Source organism: Ruegeria sp. CK2 (genome assembly GCF_056536585.1).
In genome coordinates this window covers 19,965-40,007 of the sequence record NZ_JBQFPW010000001.1, presented here as the reverse complement: position 1 = coordinate 40,007, position 20,043 = coordinate 19,965, and the positions used below count along the sequence as shown (strand labels likewise).

Sequence of the window (20,043 nt, the reverse complement as noted above, 5' to 3'; positions counted from 1 at the left end):
AATCGCGGCCTAGCCTTCCAGAGGCACCGCAAAGGGGAGAGCGGATGATCTTTATGACGACTGAGGGGCAAAAAAATCTGCCCAGATATTTCGCGCAGGTTTTCAAGATGCTGGGCAAGATGGAGTCTGGCCGTCTGGATATCACCTTGCCAGATGGCCGTACGTTTCGCACTGAGGGCGCCAAACCAGGTCCCGTTGCTCAGGTCGATATCCACGACCCTGATGTTTTTGCCCGACTAATCCGCGAGGGAGAGCTGGGGTTTTCCGACGCGTACCTGGACGGACATTGGAGCACGCCTGATTTGCGATCCTTTATGGATCTGGTCCATCTGGGAACTGAAACAGTGTATGATGGTTTCACGGGTAAGTTTCTGGTTCAGGCCTACGAGCGGTTGCGCTTCTGGCTGCACCGTAACAACCGGACGCAGGCCAAAAAGAACATTTCTTACCACTATGATCTGGGCAATGACTTCTACGGTCTATGGCTGGACGACACGATGACCTATTCCAGCGCGCTGTTTGAAACAGGGCAGGAAAGCTTGGAAAAAGCACAAGCCGCGAAATACGAAAGCTTGGTTGACGAAATGGGTGCCAAGCCCGGTGACCACATCCTTGAGATTGGTTGCGGTTGGGGTGGGTTCGCCGAATATGCCGCGAAAGAGCGTGGCCTTCGCGTAACAGGTTTGACCATCAGTGAAGAACAGTTGAAATTCGCCTCTCAACGTATAGAAAAGGCAGGACTTTCTGATCTTGTCGATTTCAAGCTGCAAGACTACCGAGATGAGCGTGGGCACTATGACGGGATTGCCTCGATCGAGATGTTCGAAGCGGTGGGCCAGAAGTACTGGCCGGTTTACTTTGACACGGTTCGCGAAAGGCTGAAACCCGGGGCGCAAGCCACTTTTCAGATCATCACCGTCGGAGACCACCGCTGGGAATTCTACAAGAATGGTGTTGATTTCATTCAGAAATACATCTTTCCGGGTGGGATGCTGCCATCGCCGACGGTTTTGCGTGAACAAATTGATCAGGCGGGGTTGAAACTAGTGCGATCCAAAGAATTTGGTAAAAGCTACGACCTGACCTTGCGGCGTTGGTACGAGACGTTCAATGCCAAATGGGATCAAGTATCAGAATTGGGTTTTGATGAGCGTTTTCGCCGCATGTGGAATTATTATTTGACCGCATGTGGAGCGGCCTTTGACACAGGCAATTGTGATGTGACACAGATCACCGTAGCAAAGCCCAGTTAAGGAACGGAATTCAGAATGCCCAGTGCCTCACGTCTAGTTGCCGCCATTTGTCTGGTGGTAATAGCCTTCTTGGTGTCGAGCATGATCATAGAAAATGGTGAAGAAGGCAAAGATTATGGCTATTTCACCGTTGTAAACATCGCGTTGGGCTGGATCTGTGGATGGAAGATCATGGGCAAGCGCGCAGGTCGTGGCTGGACAGCGGGGGTAAACAATGGCTTGACGGGTGTTGCTTCATTGGTCTTCTGGGCGCTGTTTGTACAAGGCTGCTACGAGATGTTCCGTCTGGCAATGCGTCACCGCTACGACGGCCCCTTCGAGGCACTATTGGCCATCTTCAAGATCGGGCTCGACTATGGTCAGCTGTTGCTGGTTCCCGAAATCCTCGTGACATTGGGCGTTGGCGCTGTGGCTGCTGGATTGGCAACTGAAGAAGCAAGCCGCCGTTGGCGCTGATATCTTTGTCCGGCGTGAAAGTCTGAATTGTGTCTGATCTTTTCTTATATGGAACGTTGCGGCACGAGCCCTTGCTGCACCGTGTTTTGGGGCGCGACGCCAACGCGCTGTCCATGGATGCAGCAATCCTTCCTGACCATATGGTTTACGCAGTTCAGGGGCAGGACTTTCCAATGATCCTGCAGGAAGCCCGGGCAAATGCCCAAGGTATCCTTGTGCGTGGACTGACGGCTGAGGATTTGGCGAGACTGGCGTTTTACGAAGGCGGCTTCGACTATGATCTAGAACCGGTCACTGTTGTTCTGCAGGATGATAGCGAAGCTTCCGCGCAGGTGTTTTATCCAGCTCCCGGTGCGTGGATACCTAGCGATCCCTGGTCTTTGCAGAATTGGGTCGATCGGCTGGGCGAGGTAACTACGCTCGCCGCTGAAGAAGAAATGGCCTATTTCGGCAAGGTCGACGCCCGCGCGATCTCGCGCAGCATGCCTGCGATCCAGACACGGGCATGGGCCAAGCTGTTTGCGCGACAACGCAAAACCGGTGATCCACGCAATGTGGCCGAAGATGTCGTCGTGCATCGTCATACCCGGGCCTATGTTGATTACCTCGGATTGGAAGAAATCGAACTGCAGCATCGCCAGCACGACGGCTCGATGGGTCCTGTGCTAAGCCGCAATGCACTGTTGCAAGGCAGTGCCGTAGTTGTGTTGCCTTATGACCCGGTGCGCGACACGGTCCTGTTGGTCGAGCAGTTCAGAACGCCGTTGTTTTTGATCGATGACCCGGAACCCTGGATGTGGGAACCCGTCGCCGGAATGATCGATCCCGGAGAAACGCCCGAGCAAACCGCGTATCGCGAGGCGACAGAAGAGGCGAAAATCACCTTGGAAAAGCTTGAATATGCGGGTGGCGCTTATTCATCAAGCGGATCGTCGACTGAGTATGTCTATCTCTACGTTGGAGTGGGCGAATTGACCGAAACCACCGAGGTAGGCGGTGTGGAAACTGAGGGTGAGGATATCCGCACGCAGATTCTGCCGTTCGAAGAATTCATGAACCTTGTTGATCAGAGTGTTTTCAAGGATTTGCCCTTGTTGACGCTCGCCCATTGGTTGGCACGTCACAGGGACCGCCTGCGCGCATGACTATGACGCTTGTGGTTGGGACACTGCATCTGTAAATCTTCGTTGAGACATAATGACATGAGGGTGCCATGCGCATTGCACGAGATCTTGCTGACGCAGTAGGAAAAACACCGTTGATCCGGCTGCGCCGCATCAGTGACGAAACCGGGTGCGAAATCCTCGGCAAGGCCGAGTTCATGAACCCGGGCCAGTCCGTTAAAGACCGTGCCGCGCTTTATATCATTCGCGATGCCATCGCCCGCGGCGATCTGAAGCCTGGAGGCACGATTGTCGAAGGCACTGCGGGGAACACTGGCATCGGGCTCGCGCTTGTGGGTGCTTCGATGGGGTTCAAGACTGTGATCGTGATCCCGGAAACCCAGTCCGAAGAGAAAAAAGACATGCTGCGCCTGGCGGGGGCGCAGCTTGTGCAGGTGCCAGCGGCACCTTATCGCAACCCGAACAACTTCGTGCATTACTCTCGCCGTCTGGCCGAGGAACTGGCGCAGACCGAACCAAATGGCGCAATCTGGGCCAATCAGTTTGACAATGTCGCCAACCGACAAGCCCATGTGGAAACCACCGGCCCGGAAATCTGGGAACAGACAGGTGGCAAGGTTGATGGGTTCATCTGCGCCGTCGGATCTGGCGGCACGTTGGCAGGCGTGGCCGATGCCCTGCAGCCCAAAGGCGTCAAAATTGGCCTCGCCGATCCGATGGGAGCAGGGCTCTTTTCCTACTACACAACCGGCGAGATCGCGATGGAAGGCAGCTCGATCGCCGAGGGCATCGGGCAGGTCCGCGTGACCAAAAACCTTGAAGGGTTCACACCCGACCATTCTTATCAAATCACCGACAATGAAGCGGTGCCCTACATCTTTAACTTGTTGCGCGAAGAAGGCCTTGTTATGGGCGGATCAACCGCGATCAACATGGCTGGCGCAGTGCGTTTGGCTAAGGAAATGGGACCGGGCCATACCATTGTGACCATTCTGTGTGATTACGGCACGCGTTATCAGTCCAAGCTGTTCAACCCGGAATTCCTCCGTGAAAAGGAGCTGCCCGTACCCGACTGGATGACCGAAGCGCCGCGTAGCATTCCAGGCGTATTCGAGGACGTATGATGCTGCGACAGGTCCGCCTGTTTCTTGCTCTCGTTATCCTGTCGCTTGTCGGGTTTGGTAGTATTGCAGATGCGCAGCTGTCAGATCGGCAAAGCGAATACTATCAGACATGGATAAGAACGGCGGACCGGGCCGAGGCCGTGATCGACGTCAACAGGGCGTCGAGCGCGGCGTTGGAAAATTTGCGTTCAGAAATAAACGGTTATCGAGATACCTTTAACAAATCTCGCGGAGAAAATACCGAGCGGATTGAGACACTGGAAGGGCAGCTTAAAGCCCTGGGGCCTAAGCCCGAAGGGGATGCAACTGAACCAGAAGACATTGCCAAGCTGCGCCAGCACCTTGAAAACCAGCTGAACAGCTTGCGCGTTCCGCGCATCATCTCGGAAGAAGCGTATAGCCGCGCCAACGGGCTGATCAGCGAAATCGACCAGATTATCCGTGATCGACAAACCAAGGAGCTTTTGGAGAAGGGCCCATCGCCAATAAACCCGGCGTATTGGGCCCCGGCATGGGTGGATGTCGAAAGTGCGGCCCGCAGCCTGATCAACGAGACGGTCAAGAATATGAAGACCGACGTTGTTCGCGAGCAAATTCGCGAACGTGGGTTGGTGATTTTCATATTGCTGGGCATCGCTACGGTCTTGCTGGTCTTTGGCAAATACTGGTCAGAGAAGGGTGGTGAGTATCTGCGGCAGTTTGGCGGTTCTGGCAGTGGCGTTTGGACCTTTGTCATTTCGCTGCTTCGGATCATCTTGCCATGGATCGGTGTGTTGGCAGTGGTTGTGGCGCTCTACCTCACCGATGTTTTGGGCCTGCGCGGATCGCTGTTGGTTGATGAAATCCCCTACTGGGCAGCAATTGTGCTGTCTTACGACTGGATCGGTCGCCAAATCTATCTGATGGGTGCAGCGAACAACTTCAAACGCCTTTCGGTCAGAAAAATCACAGAGCTTCGTATCTACCTGGATTTGCTGGCGATCATGCTGATCCTGCATGAGTTGGTAAAGCTGTTCGAGAAGATTGAAAACATCTCCGATGCGACACGGGCCGTGGTCAGTTTTCCAATTATTGTGGCAACTGCACTGTTGCTGCTGCGTGCACGTCACATACGAACAAACGACATTCAGAAGGAGGGGTCTGAACAAAACACCTCGTCCCGGGCAGCGGGTTTCAGCCAACTGGTCGAGTTTTTGCGCCGGGCGCTGTTCATGCTGGGCATGGCCGCACCCTTTCTGGCACTTCTGGGCTATACAAATGCCGCCGAAGCCATTGTCTTTCCAGCCGTCAAAACACTGGTTTTGATTGCCGCATTGATCATCTTCCAGCGTTTCTTCTGCCAAATCTATGGTTGGGTAAGCGGGCAGGGCGAAGGTGCCGGAGATTCGCTTTTTGCGGTGCTGATTGGATTCGCCCTGACGATCATCGCGCTACCGATCCTTGCAGTCTATTGGGGAGCGCGCGAGGCGGATTTGCTCGAAGCGTGGTCTCGGCTGTTGCAGGGTTTCGACATTGGCGGCGTGACGATCTCACCGACCAACTTTCTGACATTTGTTGCAGTATTTGCGATTGGCTATGCCTTAACGCGACTTTTGCAAAGCGGGCTGCGAAACTCACTACTGCCAAAAACCAGTATCGACCCGGGTGGCCAGAATGCGATCGTTTCCGGGTCAGGATATGTCGGCGTCTTTCTGGCCGCTTTGGTCGCCATCATGGTGGCGGGTTTTGACCTGTCGTCGCTTGCCATCGTTGCCGGTGCGTTGTCCGTGGGCATCGGTTTTGGTCTGCAAACTATCGTTTCGAATTTCGTGTCTGGCATTATCCTCTTGGTCGAACGCCCGATTTCCAAGGGCGACTGGATCGACGTGAACGGGATGATGGGCTATGTGCGCGACATCTCGGTGCGGTCGACCCGAATCGAGACCTTTGACAGAACGGATGTGATTGTCCCGAATTCGGACCTGATCAGCGGAGTGGTGACAAACTACACACGAGGGAACACGATTGGCCGGGTGATCGTGCCGGTTGGCGTGGCCTATGGGACCGATACAAAACAGGTCGAGGAGATATTGAGAGAGGTTGCTAACACTCACCCGATGGTTCTGGCCAACCCGGCGCCCAGTGTGGTGTTCCAGGGCTTCGGGGCCGACTCCCTGGATTTCGAGATACGGGCGATCTTGCGGGACGTGAACTGGGTTTTGTCGGTGAAATCCGACATGAACCACGAGATTAACCGCCGCTTCGCCGAGGCTGGGATCGAGATTCCATTTGCCCAGCGCGATTTGTGGTTGCGGAACCCAGAGGTTCTGCAATCTTCTGATAACGCACCTGAAACTACGCCGGGCAGCGCGCAAGGGCAATCCCGAAGAGACTCGACCAGCCCAATAGAAATGAAAGAGTCGGATCTGGATCCCGATGGTGGTGAGGAGTTCTGATCCATAGTCCAACGACGATCCCCTCGATCACAAAGTGAGGTTGTTTTCTCTGTGTGACCCGCTGACTCATTTGCGTGATTTATTTACTCAGGCGGCACCAAATTCCCCGATTTGGGGCCTTGCAAATCTGATTGTGTTGGTTCACATATCGCCTTCACGGAGAGGTGGCCGAGTGGTCGAAGGCGCACGCCTGGAAAGTGTGTAGGCGGGAGACCGTCTCCAGGGTTCGAATCCCTGTCTCTCCGCCATTTACTTGACTGTCATTGGTGGTCTTTCCAAACTCGAAATAGCGCTTTTGTATCCGCGATGGAAGAAACAGGCATGGGTGCAGCGGCTATTATTTGGAATGCAAACTGACGCCGCTGGTAGGCGAATACGTCGGATAAATCACTATGACGGTTTTCAATGCTCTTGTGCACAAATAGGACTGCTCATTGCTGGTCCTCACAATTGGCACAGATCGCAACGCATGGCGCTGCTGAGATGGCTGGCCAACTGGTGTGGCGGCAAGGCATTGCGATGAGCCGATTTTGAATCTGTCAACCCGGATGGCATCTCGTATGAAGTTGTCCTATCTCTGGTGACGTTAAGCGCCTGTCACAAAACAGTTGGAAGTCTCTCGTGAAATCAGAAAACCCAAGCTTCACGCCGCCTCAGGATGCCAATGTCCGCAAGGGTATTCAGCCGGTGATCTGTTACCCGCCGGACAGCCTCGACCAACCTGATTTGAAGGGTCTGAGTGACCTGAGGCAAAAGGCTAAGAAATCTGCAGAAACTACGGCGCTGCCACGAGATGCGGCTTGCATAGACGTACCTGCCGGAGCGTTCTTTCGCATCGTTTCGGTCGACGGCGCGCAGGTTGGTGATTTGAACCTTTGGAACAAGCATGACCTGACCGAGCGGTTCTACTCGGGAAAAACACGGGCACTGCATGGCACGCATCTGTCGACCGGCGACCGAATGTGGTCAAGTTTTCCAACTATGCGCCCAATGGCGACCATCGTCGAGGACACCCTTGACTGGTATGGCTTTGACGAGTTTGGGGGATCAGTGCATGACGTCATTGGTACGCGTTGCGATCCCTACACCGGGAGGTTGCTGTCGGGCAACGACTATCACCATTGCTGCCATTCCAACCTGACGCGCGCATTAGCAAGTCATTGTGATTTACCCTTGCACGAAGCGGAGGTGTACGTGCATGACGTTTTGAATGTTTTCATGTGCACCGGTTTTACCCGCGATACTGGTCAGTACTTCATGAAAGCAAGCCCAGGGCGCCCCGGTGATTATCTGGAATTTCATGCGGAAATCGACCTTGTGGTTGGCATCTCAGCATGTCCTGGCGGCGATTGCTCATCCGAGCATTCGTCCGACGCTGCATCCTGCTATCCGTTGCTGATCGAGGTGTATGATCCCGGAGAAGATGTTCGCGCGGCGCATCAACAGCCCAAGGTATCTTCCTACGACCGGACCCATGGCAAGGCAGATGACTCAAAGGTTTAGCTAAGGCAGGAACGCGAGCGTCTGCCTGAACTCCTAGTCAGTAGTCCCAAAAACATCAATAAAGCTAACAAAATAAGCGTTTTGACATAAAGCCGTGATGTTCTCTGTAGGGTAACGCCAGAGTGGTCGCGAGGAGCAGACGCTTTACGAAAAATACGATGGCTTCTAAACGACTAGCCGACCTCATTAAGCTATGACTGGATCGAGGCAGTTCATCGCACCTAGGGACAGGATCCATCGTGGGATCGGTCGTCGGCCTTCAGAAATTCATCCACGTTGGGTTCGGTTCGGCCTAGATTTAGGGTCACTTGTCCTGAGGAACCAAACCCAATCCCCTGAGGTAAATGCCAATACCGCTTTCAAGTAGGTCTTCAGGCGGAAAAGGGGACGTCGCACCCGTGTTGCGGGCATAGAGTTCAACAACGCCATGGCTCATTGCCCAGATATGTGCGCTGAACATCGCAGCAGGAGGGCGCTTTTCCGGTGGAATATGCTGGGACAAATCGTCAGCAGCTTTTTCAAGCACGCTTTTTGCACGGTTCGCCGCCAGCGACAATTCCGGGGTTCGGTTCAGGGAAATACCACTTTCGAACATCGAGATATAATGGCCGGGATGTTTTCGTGCAAAGGCCAGATAGGCGCGGCCGGTGGCTTCAAAAGCCGCCAGGGCTGACGGCTGTCCCTTGTCATAGGCATATTGCATCAGATCGGCGAACATCTCAAAGCCTTGCCGCGCCGCTTCTGCAATCAGATCTTCGCGGCCTTGGAAGTGACGATATACAGCCGCTGGTGTCACGCCCGCAGTTTTGGCCGCCTCAGAAAGTGTGAAACCCGTTGGACCCTTTTCTTCAATCAGAGACAAAGCAGCCTCGATCAGGGCTTGTTTCAGGTTTCCATGGTGATAACCGCGTTTCGTCATCCCGGGCTCAGGCACCTTTGTGCTAAAGACAATTGAGACCAAAGAGATAGTGTATCAGGATAGGTTCGTCCAACGCTTGAGAGGTCGCAGACCCATTATTTCACAACATGAGGATTAGTTGCTCTCGGCAGAGCTCGCATGTGTGGCTTCTTGTTCCGAGCGGGCTTCGGCGTTGGATCCTGTAAGAGCACCTCTGGGATCCTTTTTTAAGAGAGCAAAAGCGTTTCGGAACGGGCGCAGATATAAAACGACGGGATCGTTCCATGTTCCGTCTTCGCCATTTCCCAAACCGTATTCAATATTTTCCTTCGATTTTGGTGAGTAAAGTGTTCCGGCACTCCAGTCCCATATCGCAAAGATAAAGCCCATGTTCTTATCCCAATGCTTACGGGCCTTGGAATGATGAATCTGATGCTGTGCAGGGCTCACGAAGACATGCTGCACCCAGTCAGGATATTGCAGCCAGACATGGCTGTGACGCAAGTTGAAGGCAGCTATGAAAAATACGAAGACGATGATGTTTAGTCCAAACAAGGTAAACGCCCGTCCACCACTGCCAAAAAACTGGTCAAGCAATGCCACAGCAACCCCAACGAAAAAGCCGCTTAGTAAAGACGAGATGATTTCCTCAACCGGGTGCATGCGAGATGCCGTCAGCGGTGTCATGACTTCGGCCGAGTGGTGGACTTTGTGGAATTCCCACAAAAAGGGGATCTTGTGAAAAATATAGTGCCCGAACCAAAGAGCCCCATCGAATACGAGGACAGCCACCGCTGTATAGAATACTGACACAGCGAGCGAGGAATCATATGGTCCTTCGGTTGCAGGTCCCAAGATTTTCTCGACGACATTGTACCAGAACGGAACTTGCAACAAGATCGATGCATAGATTGCGCCGATGATGGATTTATTCAAGAAAAACATGACGTAATCGGCTTTTGCTGACTTATGTGTCAGCACATCCCAAGGAAGCAACCAATTGAGCAGATCTTTGAAGGTTTTGCCCTGCCGCGCCTTTCTGGTTCGATAGAAAACGAAAATGGCCGCCGCCAGCGCTGTCCCCAAATGAAGCAAGGACAAGCGGTTTGTCGGATCAAAGAACAACTCAAAAGGATGCCGCAGCGCCGCGAATACTTCCTCAACCATCGAGAGCACCTGTCTGTATCTCGCTTTTAAGTAGGAACCTTGATGCATGTCGACGGCTTCTCGGCGGCAGAAATGCGGCAGCGATGTGTCATTTCATGCGAGAAACTGCTTTAGCTAAGGACTGCAAGTCTATGCGTCCCAGATTTCCGGCCCGCCGCAGATTTTCGGATCAATTGCGCCGAGATCTTTGGTCTTTTTCTCTTCGTAATCAAGCGCATGAAGTACGGTTCGGATCGCCGCAAGCCGGGCGCGTTTCTTGTCATCAGACCGAATGATTGTCCATGGACAGCTGTCGGTATGAGATCGTGTCAGCGTTTCAGAAATGGACTGTGTATACCCGTCCCATTTGTCCAGACCCGCGACATCAATCGGGCTCAACTTCCATTGTTTCAACGGATCTGTCTCGCGTGCCAGAAAACGGTTCAACTGTTCGGCCCGCCCAACGTTCAGCCAAAACTTGAACAGATGAATGCCGTCGTTAACCAAACCTGTCTCCAACGGCAGAACCTGTCGGAAAAACCGCTCTCTTTCTTTGGGTGTGCAAAAACCAAAGACGTTTTCAACAACGCCTCTGTTGTACCAACTGCGATCAAAAAACACGATTTCCCCCGCCGCAGGCAAATGCGGGATGTAACGTTGAAAGTACCATTGGCTGCGTTCTGTGTCCGACGGTTTGGACAATGCGACGTTACGGGCACCGCGTGGGTTCAGGTTTTCGCGAAAGCGTTTAATGGTTCCGCCTTTGCCCGCCGCATCACGGCCTTCAAAGATAATGGCAACCCTCTGACCGGTCTCCTTTACCCAAGACTGCATCTTGACCAACTCGATCTGCAGCGCGTCCATCTGTTCTTGGTAGTCGCTGGATTTCATTTTTTCGGCGTAGGGATAGGTGGGGTTCAGGATATCGCCCTTGCTGGCCTTTTTGATTTCTTCGCGCACGCTTTTGGGCGCGCCTTTGCGGTAATATTTTTCGATAGAGCCTTTTTCCGACCGGGCCATGTGCTACCTCGCAAGAAAATCCATATCTTACTATGGATTAGGCGTCGTCTTAACGCAAACCTGCGCGTCGGGCGGCGCGGTCGATTGCTTCAGCAACTTCGGGTGCGGCGACAACCTGCGGCATATGTCCAATGCCTTGCAGTGCGATCAGTTCCGCCCCCGGGATTTGCTCGATCAGACGTTCGGAGTGCCAATCCAGCCCGACAGTATCATCTGCCGTGCCGTGCACGATTTCGGTCGGAACAGAAATCTCGCCATATCTGGGTTGCAACTGGGTGATCTCATGCAGAAGGTTTGCGCGCTGTTTGGCATTCGCGTGCATTGAGGCGCGGCGAACAGTCAATTGAGGTCCGAAATGTTCGGCATAGCCATCAGGAGCTTTTTGTGGGGCGAAGACAGTGTCCAGAGCCTGCGTTACGTACCAATCAGGAACATATGACGTAATGAAGGGCAGGGCGAGTGAACTCCCTGCCGAAGTTGAGGCGAGCTGGTTGAACCCATCCAGAGGTGTTTCCCACGGTATCGCGGCCGGAGCCATCAGGACCAGTGCCGAGATGTTGTCAGGGCGCGTGATGGCCCAGGCCAACGAAACTGACCCACCATAGCTTTGCCCGGCCACGATCGGTTTGTCGGCCCCAAGCAGTGCAGCAGCGCGCTGTAATACATCCGCCTGTTCGATGATGGTTTCACCATCCGGGTTGAAACTGGCGGAATAGCCAAGACCGGGCCGGTCAAAAACGATAACACGGTAGTGCTCGGCCAGGATCGGGGCGAGGGCGAAGGTCATGTCACGGGTGTTTCCGCTGGACCCGTGGATCAACACGACATCCGGGCCTTTGCCCATCACAACAGCATGAATCGCGACACCGTCGATATCCAGCATTTCACCTTCTGGCGGAAACGCGGCTTCGGCCAGCGCTTCTTGCTGCGTCGCGCGCCAGATGGTGAATAGCGCCAGGCCCAACACTGCAAGGCCAAAAGATATCAGGAGTTTAACGGCCAATGTCATTCATATCGAAAGGGGTGCTCTGGTAAATTTCATTGATCCAGTTCCCATACAAAAGATGCGCATGACTGCGCCACCGGTTCTGCGGAGTCTGGGCTGGATCGTCGTCTGGGTAGTAGTTGATCGGCACGTTGATCGGCGTGCCATTGGTCACATCACGGTCATATTCCTGTTTCAACGTATCACTATCGTATTCGAAGTGGTTGAAGATATAGAGCGCCCGATGCGATCTGTCCTCGACCAGACAAGGGCCAACATCATCGCTGCCCAGCAACGTGGTCAAACCGGGTGCACCATCAATCTCGGCCTGCTTCATTTCAGTCCAGCGACTGACAGGAATAACGCAATCGTCGGAAAACCCGCGCAAAAACGGAGAGGCTTGGTTCAGGTTTCGATGCCGGAAACACCCAAAGGCCTTGGCGTCCAGCATGTGCTTTTTTACACCATGAAAATGGTTGATCATCGCCATCCCACCCCAGCAGACGCCAAATGTCGAATGAACGTTGGTTTGGGTCCAGTCGAAGACTTCGCTGATTTCATCCCAGTAAGTCACATCGACAAAATCCAAATGCTCGATAGGCGCGCCGGTTATGACGAGACCATCAAATTTCTGATCCTTCACCTCCTGAAAGGGGCGATAAAACTCAGCCATATGAACCGCTGCGGTATTCTTGGTCCTGTGCTCAGTCATACGGATTAGCGACAGATCGATCTGCAAAGGGGTCGCGCCGATCAAGCGGGCAAACTGGTTTTCGGTCTGGATCTTCTTGGGCATCAGGTTAAGCAACCCGATCCGCAAGGGGCGAATATCCTGACGCATTGCCTGATCTTCGTCCATGACCATAACGCCCTCTTTGGTCAGGACGTCATAAGCGGGCAGGTCTGAAGGGATCTTTATGGGCATATGCTCAGGCTTTTAAAGAGGTCATAGAAAGCTGGTAGTTAGGCGCAATTGCGCCTGGTCTCAAGGGTGCGTTCGATCAACTCATCGAAATCAGGGGCATCGCGCACCTTGCTGATATCGCCTGCAGTGACTGCGACACCCCAGTTCTTCGCCATGGCTTCGTATCTGGGCTGACGATGAGCGAGAGCTTGAGCATAGGTCCAGCGGATGAAGTCATCGGGATCAACATCAGACTCGGCGCAGCCGTGTTGGTCCAGGTAATCTTGCCAGACGCGGGTAAGAAATTCGCCCTGATAAGACATCGGCTTAGGGGCTTTGTCGAAGCGTTTTATCAACTCGGCGGTATGATCTTCGTCACCCTTCAGCCATATCATAAGGGTGTGTCGGGACAATTCAGTCAACAACTGATCGCCTGGGTCGTCCGGGTCTGCCCATTCGCAGATGGATCCGCCGGTATCACAGATGAAATGCGGGTATTGGTACAACCGCTGCGCACGGTCGATGAAATACTCAGTATCCAGCAGGGCGTGAATTTCCGCCAGGCGGAACTGCTCTTGCCGGCGGCGGTATTCTGACATTTCAAGCCCGCCGAGATCTGGGTTCCCTGGCTTGCCCAGATAGGCCGCCACCGGGGTCAGGTTCTCAAATGATATGTTCGAGCCGATATAGATCGAATCCGAAAGCAGCAGATCGCGCAGAAACGGGACTTTCATCGCTTCGGCCTTGGCGTTGTCGGTGATGTATTCGCCCATGTAGCGGGTGCCAATACGGTAGTCGATTGAGTAGTGAAACCAACCGCCGGAATCCCTCAGGATGTTTGACACATAGGTTTTGCCCAGACCCGACATGCCGAAAAATAACACTTTTTTTCGCGGCGCGTTGCGCCAGTCTTTTGCCGAGCCGTAGATCATTTGCCACTGTCCCTTTTTAGCCTTTGCTAAATCGGGCAGGAGGCGGCGTCAATTGCGAGAACCAGAACGATTTAAGATCAACAGGCCCAACGCAAGGACTGCGAACCCGACGAAAGCCCTCGGTTCAAGGGCCTCGTCCCGCACCGCAGCGCCCAGAACAATGGCAACGGGCGGGATAACCAGGGTGACCAGCATCAGATTGCCGCTGCCAGCCATGGCAAGCACGCGGTAGTATAACAGGTACGCGCCAGCGGTCGCTATGATGGCGTAGTAGCCGATGGCAACCCATGTCACAAAAGGCAGGGTCAAGGTGGGCATGCCGTCGACCATCAATGTGACCGGTAGGATCAGCAGCGTCGATCCGGTCAGCATGCCAGCTGCTGCGACGATAGGCGAAAGGCCAGACAATGACTTGCGGGCCCATGCAGCAGCCAACGCATATGAGATGGTTCCGGCAACTATCGCGAGTTGGGCTGTGCTTTGTAGGTTGAAATTTGAGAAATTCTGTATGCCGATCGCGATCGACACGCCCAGAAATCCCAGCCCGACGCCTGTTAGGCGGGCTTTTGTCAGACGCTCATCTTTGAAGAACATGGCTGCGATCAGGACGCCAAAAACCGCCGTGGCCGCGTTCAGGATCGCCGTCAGCCCAGTGTCGATATACAGCTGGCCCCATGCCATCAATGTAAAGGGAATAGCGTTGTTCAGAAGGCCCATGACCAGAAAAGCCAGCCAGACCTTGGGGCTTTTTGGTATGTTGTGACGTTGAATTAGAACGACAAGCCACAGCACCAACATAGCCCAGAAAGTGCGGTGCAAAACCGATGTCATTACCGGAATTGTATCCAAAGCGATGCGAATCGATAAAAAGGACGCGCCCCAAATCAAGCCCAGCAACAAAAGTTCAGACCAAGCGCGACGAGAGAGGTGTTTTTGAGTTTCCATGGCACCACTCTTTCATTTGGGTACTACTGAAGCGACCCGAAACTTGCGAAAAAAAAAGCCCCGCTGAACAGCGGGGCTTTTCATCCATGACTTAACGCTGATTAGTTTAGGGCGTAGGTGACCTGAACACCGACACTCCAAGCGCTGTTTCCAGTGAACCGCGCTCCTTGGTTTGTCGTAGCATCCCCAATATCGGTATAGCGAATTCCACCGGAAATCTTCGCTTGCTCGATCGAATAAGTGCCGCCCAAACCGACGCTCCAGAAACCATCAGTCGGACCCAAGTCTGAAACAGTGGAGCCGGTAGAAGTCTCATACCCAACTGTAACTGCTCCGGAAAATTCCTCTGAGAACTGATAGCCTAAGCCAAGTGTGTAGGTGAACGTAGCATCGTCGTAGTCAAGTAGGTTGTTTCCGGTTATGCCAACATACACAGGCGGGGCGTAGATAGATTGCGGCCAATCAACCCAACGTATTGATCCAAACAAAAGCGTCTTCGGTGCCACGCCCGTCTGGAAGTCGAGGTTCACCGACTGCGGTGTTACTACTTCCGTTTCTGTGTTGTTGACAGAAAGACCCGCAGGAATTGGAGGCACCACATTGTTAGATTCTGTTTGCGACAGATTGTGCGTGATTTTGGAGTTGTACGTTAGGGCGACCCGGGCGGCAATTTCTGGTTTTTCCCATGCTACTCCGACCACGTATCCAAAATCGATTTCCGGATCGATGTCGACTTCATAACCCGCTGCAGCGGGAACAGCCACGTTGCCTGTCAGGCGCTGCGCGCGTAAGCCACCTATTGCGCTAAAGCCGCCGTCAAACTTGTACCGAAACAATGCGGTAACCGCATCTGTATCGGCTGAGGCACGCAAAACGTCGGTACGGCCACCTGCCACTGACGTAGGGTTCTGCGACAATGGATAATTCGAACCGTAGGCCACATCAGCGCCAAAGGGCTGATCATACACGAGCGCGAAATCGAGCTGTTCGGTCAGCGAAGTTTTGTAGCCCAGGTGGGGCGTGAAGAAGTCCTTCGCGATATTTCCAGAATCTACTCCGCCTAGCGTGCCTGACACTGTAGGATTGGTGTAGCCAAGTCGAAACTGAACGGCCGTGCCTTCTTCAAAAATAAGATTGATGCCCTGACCACTGCGATCCAAGCCACCCGCCTGCACTGTCGTTGCCCCTACGCATAGGGCGCAAGCTTGTAGAAGCGCCTTTTTCATTTATTCCTCCCATACTGTCTCTCGTGGGCCTTATTGGCAGTGCCTGAGTGTGCGTCGCCGGGCCCATTATTTGTGGTGCCCGATACTCACTCGTGACTCATTTTAACGTCAACTGGTGACCATGCGTTACTTGAGGGTTGTTACGTTACGAACTGTTGCCAAACTGTTACGATTCTCTGACCACACGTTCAAAAAGATGCCGGCAAAAATTATTGCCGCACCCAAAAGCGTCCAGTGATCGATCGGCTCGTGATATAGGATCATACCGACCACAGCGATGGTGGGCAGGCGTGCGAAGTCAAAAGGGATCACGACAGTCGCGGGCGCGATGGCCAGAGCGTTTGTGATGCAAAAATGCGCCAACAACCCCGCCAGTCCTACAAGCAGCAAAAACGGAGCCGTTTGTGCATTGGGAATGGTGATCTGCCCGTCAAACCCAGCTGCCGCGGTGCCCAGCACCGCCTGCATGGCCGTTAACCAGAACACGATACATCCGATACTGGCAAATCTCGTGAGCTTTTTGGTCGTGATAGTTGTAAACGCGAAGAATATGGCTGACGCGGCGGCCATCAAGATGCCGGGGCTTAGCGGTGCGGCCCCAGGTCGGGTCACAACCAATATTCCTGCGAACCCAATCAAAGCGGCCGTCATTTTCAGTAGTGTCAGGCGTTCTTTTAGCAAAAGCGGTGATAGCAGGATGACCCAAATGGGTTGTGTGAACTCAAGCGCGAAAACCTGCGCCAGAGGAGCTACGCCGACCGCATAGAACCAAAGGTTTTGCCCGGTGAAATGCAGTGTGTTTCTTACAGCGTGCAGGCCCAGACGTTTGGTTTTGACCTGATACCATTTGCCAGTCGCAGTCAGGACCAGCGCGACGACGACAAAGCCCACAAAACTGCGGTACATCATAATTTCGAATGTATCGTGATAGAGACTTAGCTCGCGCCCGGCGACCGCCATTGACGAGAAAGACGCGATGGCCCCGATCATCCAAGCAGCCGCTTTACCGACCTGAGGTGACGAACTCTCCACCCTGACGCCTCCGTATGCGTTATCTTGCCTGTCAGAGGTTTGTCTGACTTGGATTTACCGGAAAGTCACCCAAAATCAGTATTTTCCAGGGTTGATGGCTTTTGGAAGACAGATCAGCGCCCAGAACGCTAGTTCAGGTCCTTTGCGAATTGCCTGGCTATTTCCAGGTTCCCCTTGGCGTTCACATGGCAGCAATGATCGATGTAGTGGTCTTCTTGAAAAAGTGCCGAATAGTCTCTGAAACATCCAAGGTTTTGCGCTTTTTCCCGTATCTTCGGATACACTTGATGGATTTGAGTTTCGTAATTGGCGTTATGGCTGAAGGGTTCCGAGCTCAACGTGTAAGGGTTCGGTTGAAGCACACATACAAACCGCGCGCCTTTGGATCGGACGATGGCTTCGGTCGCGGCCCAACTGTCTACAAGGAAACTGGCTACGTCTTCCGCGTATTCCTCTTCGTTACAACGGTTGAGCTCTGAGAAGTTTTTGTCGTTTGAGTTAGAATCCAACTTCTGCCCGATGCCTCTGGCAAAGCGATTGATAGATGAGGACTGAATTATGCTCCAAAGCGCCGAGGTAGATTGTGACTTGTTCTCCAAAGCCGCCTTTATGAAGCCTTCGCGGGGATGGCCGTTAGCGGAGTTTAAGCCAAGGCAGTTGTGGTAAACGTCATTCACGCCGTCGAAGAAAACCACAGTGTCCCCGCTTTGAATGTCTGACAGATTGTTGAGAAGCCGGTTGAGGCTTTGTCGTGAATTGTATGCCTGCTCACCGTAGTTGATAGACGTTTTTCCAGACAATCCCGCAAACTGTGAGGGGATTGTGTTTTTGTCGGAAACGCTGTGGCCCCACATAGTAGACCCGCCGAAAAAGTGGACTTTCGTTGCACTTTCTGGTTCAGGGTTCGTCGTAACGCGCCTCAGGTCTTCGTCGATGTTCAGGGTTTTGCTGGAAATCATGGGGGATTCCCAGCCAACGAAGGCTTTGTAGGGGTAACCTTGAAAGCTTTCAGTGTCGTTTTGAAATTGAAACGTTTCTTCGTTTTGGTTCGGGTTGTCGGTCTTTTTTGAAGCCCTGCCGTCACTTACCAGGTCCCGTACTGAAAATGCGGCAAACAGGATGACTTCGAGCGCGACCAACATCGTTAAAGTTAACAGACAAACGAAAAAAATGTTCTTGATCAGTGCCATAAAATACCTTGGGCGCTACTTGCTACAATTTGGTGCGATACTGCTATTTAAAAAAGGTCCGGTATTGTCTTCGGGGTCTTCTAGCAAAACATGCTGTGAGATCGGGATGCGGAATGCAAGTCAAACGTCGTTGTGACTAGTTTGAGTCACAAGGCGGCTAATAGCCCAACGGTGCCTGATTTGTTTGCGGCTGACTTCGCAACTGAGGTGCAGCATCAGCTTGGGGCAGGGTGGCTGCTCTATCAGATCTGAACGCGGAGCACTTCACCGAGCGCAACCTGATCAACACGTTCGTGAATCTGTTTGGTTATTCCCACTCAATCGTGCCCGGAGGCTTTGAGGTAATGTCATAGGTGCAGCGGTTGATGCCCTTTACCTCATTGATAATGCGCGTGGCAGTCTCACTGAGGAATTCATGGCTGAACGGATAATAGTCGGCTGTCATTCCGTCGACCGAAGTCACCGCGCGTAGGGCGCAGGCATAATCGTAGGTCCGGCCATCGCCCATGACCCCAACCGTGCGCACGGGAAGGATGGCGACAAAGGCCTGCCAGATATCGTCATAAAGGCCGTGCTTGCGAATCTGGTCGATATAGATCGCGTCGGCCTCTCGCAGGATTTCCAGTTTTTCGCGGGTGATTTCACCAGGGCAGCGGATGGCAAGGCCGGGTCCGGGAAAAGGATGGCGTCCGATGAAGCTGGGCGGAAGGCCCAGTTCGCGGCCCAGTGCGCGAACCTCGTCCTTGAACAGCTCGCGCAGAGGTTCAACCAGCTTCAGGCCCATCTTTTCTGGCAGGCCGCCCACATTGTGGTGCGATTTGATCGTGACCGATGGGCCGCCCGAGAATGAAACGGATTCGATGACATCGGGGTACAGCGTGCCCTGCGCCAGGAACTCGGCGCCGTCGATCGTGTCAGCATGTTTCTGGAACACGTCGATGAACAGTTTGCCGATGATTTTGCGCTTGGTCTCAGGATCGCTCTGACCGTCCAACTCGCCCAGGAACAAATCGCTTTCATCGGCGTGGATCAACTGGATGTTATAGTTGTCGCGGAACATGCCAACGACTTCGGTGGCTTCATTCTTGCGCAGCAGGCCGTGGTCGACGAACACACAGGTCAACTGATCGCCGATCGCCTCGTGAATCAGGATTGCCGCGACCGAGCTGTCGACGCCGCCCGACAGGCCGCAAATGACTTTCTTATCGCCCACTTGATCGCGGATCTTGCGGATCATCTCTTCGCGATAGGCACCCATGGTCCAGTCGCCTTTGAACCCGGCCAATTTCACGAAATTTTCGTAGAGTTTCGCGCCTTTCGGGGTGTGGTGTACCTCGGGGTGGAATTGCACCGCATAAAAGTGGCGATCCGGATCTGCGGTGATGGCATATGGTGCGTTCGGCGAGGTGCCAAACACCTCGAATCCCGGAGCGATTTCACTGACATGGTCGCCGTGGCTCATCCAGACCTGTTCATCACCGTCAGCGAACCAGCCGTCCAGAATATCCACCGTCTTGTTCGGGGTGACGAAGGCGCGGCCGAACTCGGCCGTGCCATGGCCGCTTTCGACCGTACCGCCAAGCTGATGCATCATCACCTGCTGACCGTAGCAGATTCCCAAGATTGGCACGCCATAGTCGAAAATCTCTTGCGGAACACGTGGAGAGCCTTCGCGAGTCACACTGTCCGGGCCACCTGAAAATATCACGGCGCGCGGGGACATTTCCCGCACGAAGTCCATCGTGACGTTCTGATAAGGATGAATTTCGCAGTAGACATTCAGTTCGCGGAGACGGCGAGCAATCAGCTGCGTCACCTGGCTGCCGAAGTCGATGATCAGGAGGCGGTCATGGGATTTTTCACTCATGTT

At 53.6% G+C, this 20,043-nt stretch carries 17 protein-coding genes and 1 tRNA gene; 7 read left to right on the top strand and 11 right to left on the bottom strand.

Annotated elements, in window-relative coordinates; all coding sequences use genetic code 11:
* Nucleotides 1–44: 44 nt before the first annotated feature.
* From ACR0BU_RS00190 to ACR0BU_RS00160, 7 genes are all read left to right on the top strand, one after another.
* The gene (locus ACR0BU_RS00190) at nucleotides 45–1,253 is read left to right on the top strand and encodes an SAM-dependent methyltransferase (protein ID WP_298932274.1); all 1,209 of its coding nucleotides are present in this window, start codon (nucleotides 45–47) and stop codon (nucleotides 1,251–1,253) included.
* A gap of 15 nt (nucleotides 1,254–1,268) precedes the next feature.
* Nucleotides 1,269–1,709: a TrgA family protein gene (locus tag ACR0BU_RS00185; protein WP_298932272.1), complete on the top strand. Its 441-nt coding sequence runs from the start codon at nucleotides 1,269–1,271 to the stop codon at nucleotides 1,707–1,709.
* 29 nt (nucleotides 1,710–1,738) lie between these two features.
* Entirely contained in the window at nucleotides 1,739–2,854 is a 1,116-nt protein-coding gene (locus ACR0BU_RS00180) for an NUDIX domain-containing protein (RefSeq protein ID WP_480735367.1), read from the top strand.
* A gap of 68 nt (nucleotides 2,855–2,922) precedes the next feature.
* Nucleotides 2,923–3,957, top strand: a complete 1,035-nt coding sequence (locus ACR0BU_RS00175) for a cysteine synthase A (protein ID WP_299078668.1) — start codon at nucleotides 2,923–2,925, stop codon at nucleotides 3,955–3,957.
* The gene (locus tag ACR0BU_RS00170; protein WP_480735368.1) at nucleotides 3,957–6,392 is read left to right on the top strand and encodes a DUF3772 domain-containing protein; all 2,436 of its coding nucleotides are present in this window, start codon (nucleotides 3,957–3,959) and stop codon (nucleotides 6,390–6,392) included. Before ACR0BU_RS00175 ends, ACR0BU_RS00170 begins: the two co-directional genes overlap by 1 nt.
* A 158-nt stretch (nucleotides 6,393–6,550) precedes the next feature.
* A tRNA-Ser gene (locus ACR0BU_RS00165) sits at nucleotides 6,551–6,640 on the top strand.
* Between the two features lie 373 nt (nucleotides 6,641–7,013).
* Nucleotides 7,014–7,895 (top strand): urea carboxylase-associated family protein, encoded by an 882-nt coding sequence (locus tag ACR0BU_RS00160; RefSeq protein ID WP_480735370.1) that lies wholly within the window; start codon nucleotides 7,014–7,016, stop codon nucleotides 7,893–7,895.
* Nucleotides 7,896–8,199: 304 nt separating this feature from the next.
* Here the strand turns inward: ACR0BU_RS00160 and ACR0BU_RS00155 are convergent, their stop codons facing one another.
* The 11 genes from ACR0BU_RS00155 to guaA form a co-directional block, all read right to left on the bottom strand.
* On the bottom strand, nucleotides 8,200–8,814 hold the full coding sequence (locus tag ACR0BU_RS00155; RefSeq protein WP_298932263.1) for a TetR/AcrR family transcriptional regulator: 615 nt from the start codon (nucleotides 8,812–8,814) through the stop codon (nucleotides 8,200–8,202).
* Nucleotides 8,815–8,928: 114 nt separating this feature from the next.
* A complete protein-coding gene (locus tag ACR0BU_RS00150) occupies nucleotides 8,929–9,960 on the bottom strand; it encodes a sterol desaturase family protein (protein WP_299078674.1) in 1,032 nt (343 codons plus the stop codon).
* Between the two features lie 129 nt (nucleotides 9,961–10,089).
* Nucleotides 10,090–10,959, bottom strand: coding sequence for a polyphosphate kinase 2 (gene ppk2 / locus ACR0BU_RS00145; protein WP_480735371.1), 870 nt, complete (start codon nucleotides 10,957–10,959; stop codon nucleotides 10,090–10,092).
* A gap of 49 nt (nucleotides 10,960–11,008) precedes the next feature.
* A complete protein-coding gene (locus ACR0BU_RS00140) occupies nucleotides 11,009–11,968 on the bottom strand; it encodes an alpha/beta fold hydrolase (RefSeq protein ID WP_480735372.1) in 960 nt (319 codons plus the stop codon).
* Nucleotides 11,952–12,869 (bottom strand): homoserine O-acetyltransferase MetA, encoded by a 918-nt coding sequence (metA, locus tag ACR0BU_RS00135; protein ID WP_299078682.1) that lies wholly within the window; start codon nucleotides 12,867–12,869, stop codon nucleotides 11,952–11,954. Before metA ends, ACR0BU_RS00140 begins: the two co-directional genes overlap by 17 nt.
* Nucleotides 12,870–12,907: 38 nt before the next feature.
* Nucleotides 12,908–13,780: an ATPase gene (locus ACR0BU_RS00130; protein ID WP_480735373.1), complete on the bottom strand. Its 873-nt coding sequence runs from the start codon at nucleotides 13,778–13,780 to the stop codon at nucleotides 12,908–12,910.
* 48 nt (nucleotides 13,781–13,828) lie between these two features.
* Nucleotides 13,829–14,725 (bottom strand): DMT family transporter, encoded by an 897-nt coding sequence (locus ACR0BU_RS00125; protein WP_480735375.1) that lies wholly within the window; start codon nucleotides 14,723–14,725, stop codon nucleotides 13,829–13,831.
* A gap of 101 nt (nucleotides 14,726–14,826) precedes the next feature.
* Nucleotides 14,827–15,951, bottom strand: a complete 1,125-nt coding sequence (locus ACR0BU_RS00120; protein WP_300072747.1) for an OmpP1/FadL family transporter — start codon at nucleotides 15,949–15,951, stop codon at nucleotides 14,827–14,829.
* A 126-nt stretch (nucleotides 15,952–16,077) separates the two neighbouring features.
* Nucleotides 16,078–16,941, bottom strand: a complete 864-nt coding sequence (locus ACR0BU_RS00115; protein ID WP_480735802.1) for a DMT family transporter — start codon at nucleotides 16,939–16,941, stop codon at nucleotides 16,078–16,080.
* 170 nt (nucleotides 16,942–17,111) lie between these two features.
* Nucleotides 17,112–18,173 carry a hypothetical protein gene (locus ACR0BU_RS00110; protein ID WP_480735377.1) on the bottom strand — a complete coding sequence of 354 codons (1,062 nt, stop codon included), beginning with the start codon at nucleotides 18,171–18,173 and terminating at the stop codon, nucleotides 17,112–17,114.
* Between the two features lie 307 nt (nucleotides 18,174–18,480).
* A complete protein-coding gene (gene guaA / locus ACR0BU_RS00105) occupies nucleotides 18,481–20,040 on the bottom strand; it encodes a glutamine-hydrolyzing GMP synthase (RefSeq protein ID WP_480735378.1) in 1,560 nt (519 codons plus the stop codon).
* Between the last annotated feature and the right edge of the window lie 3 nt (nucleotides 20,041–20,043).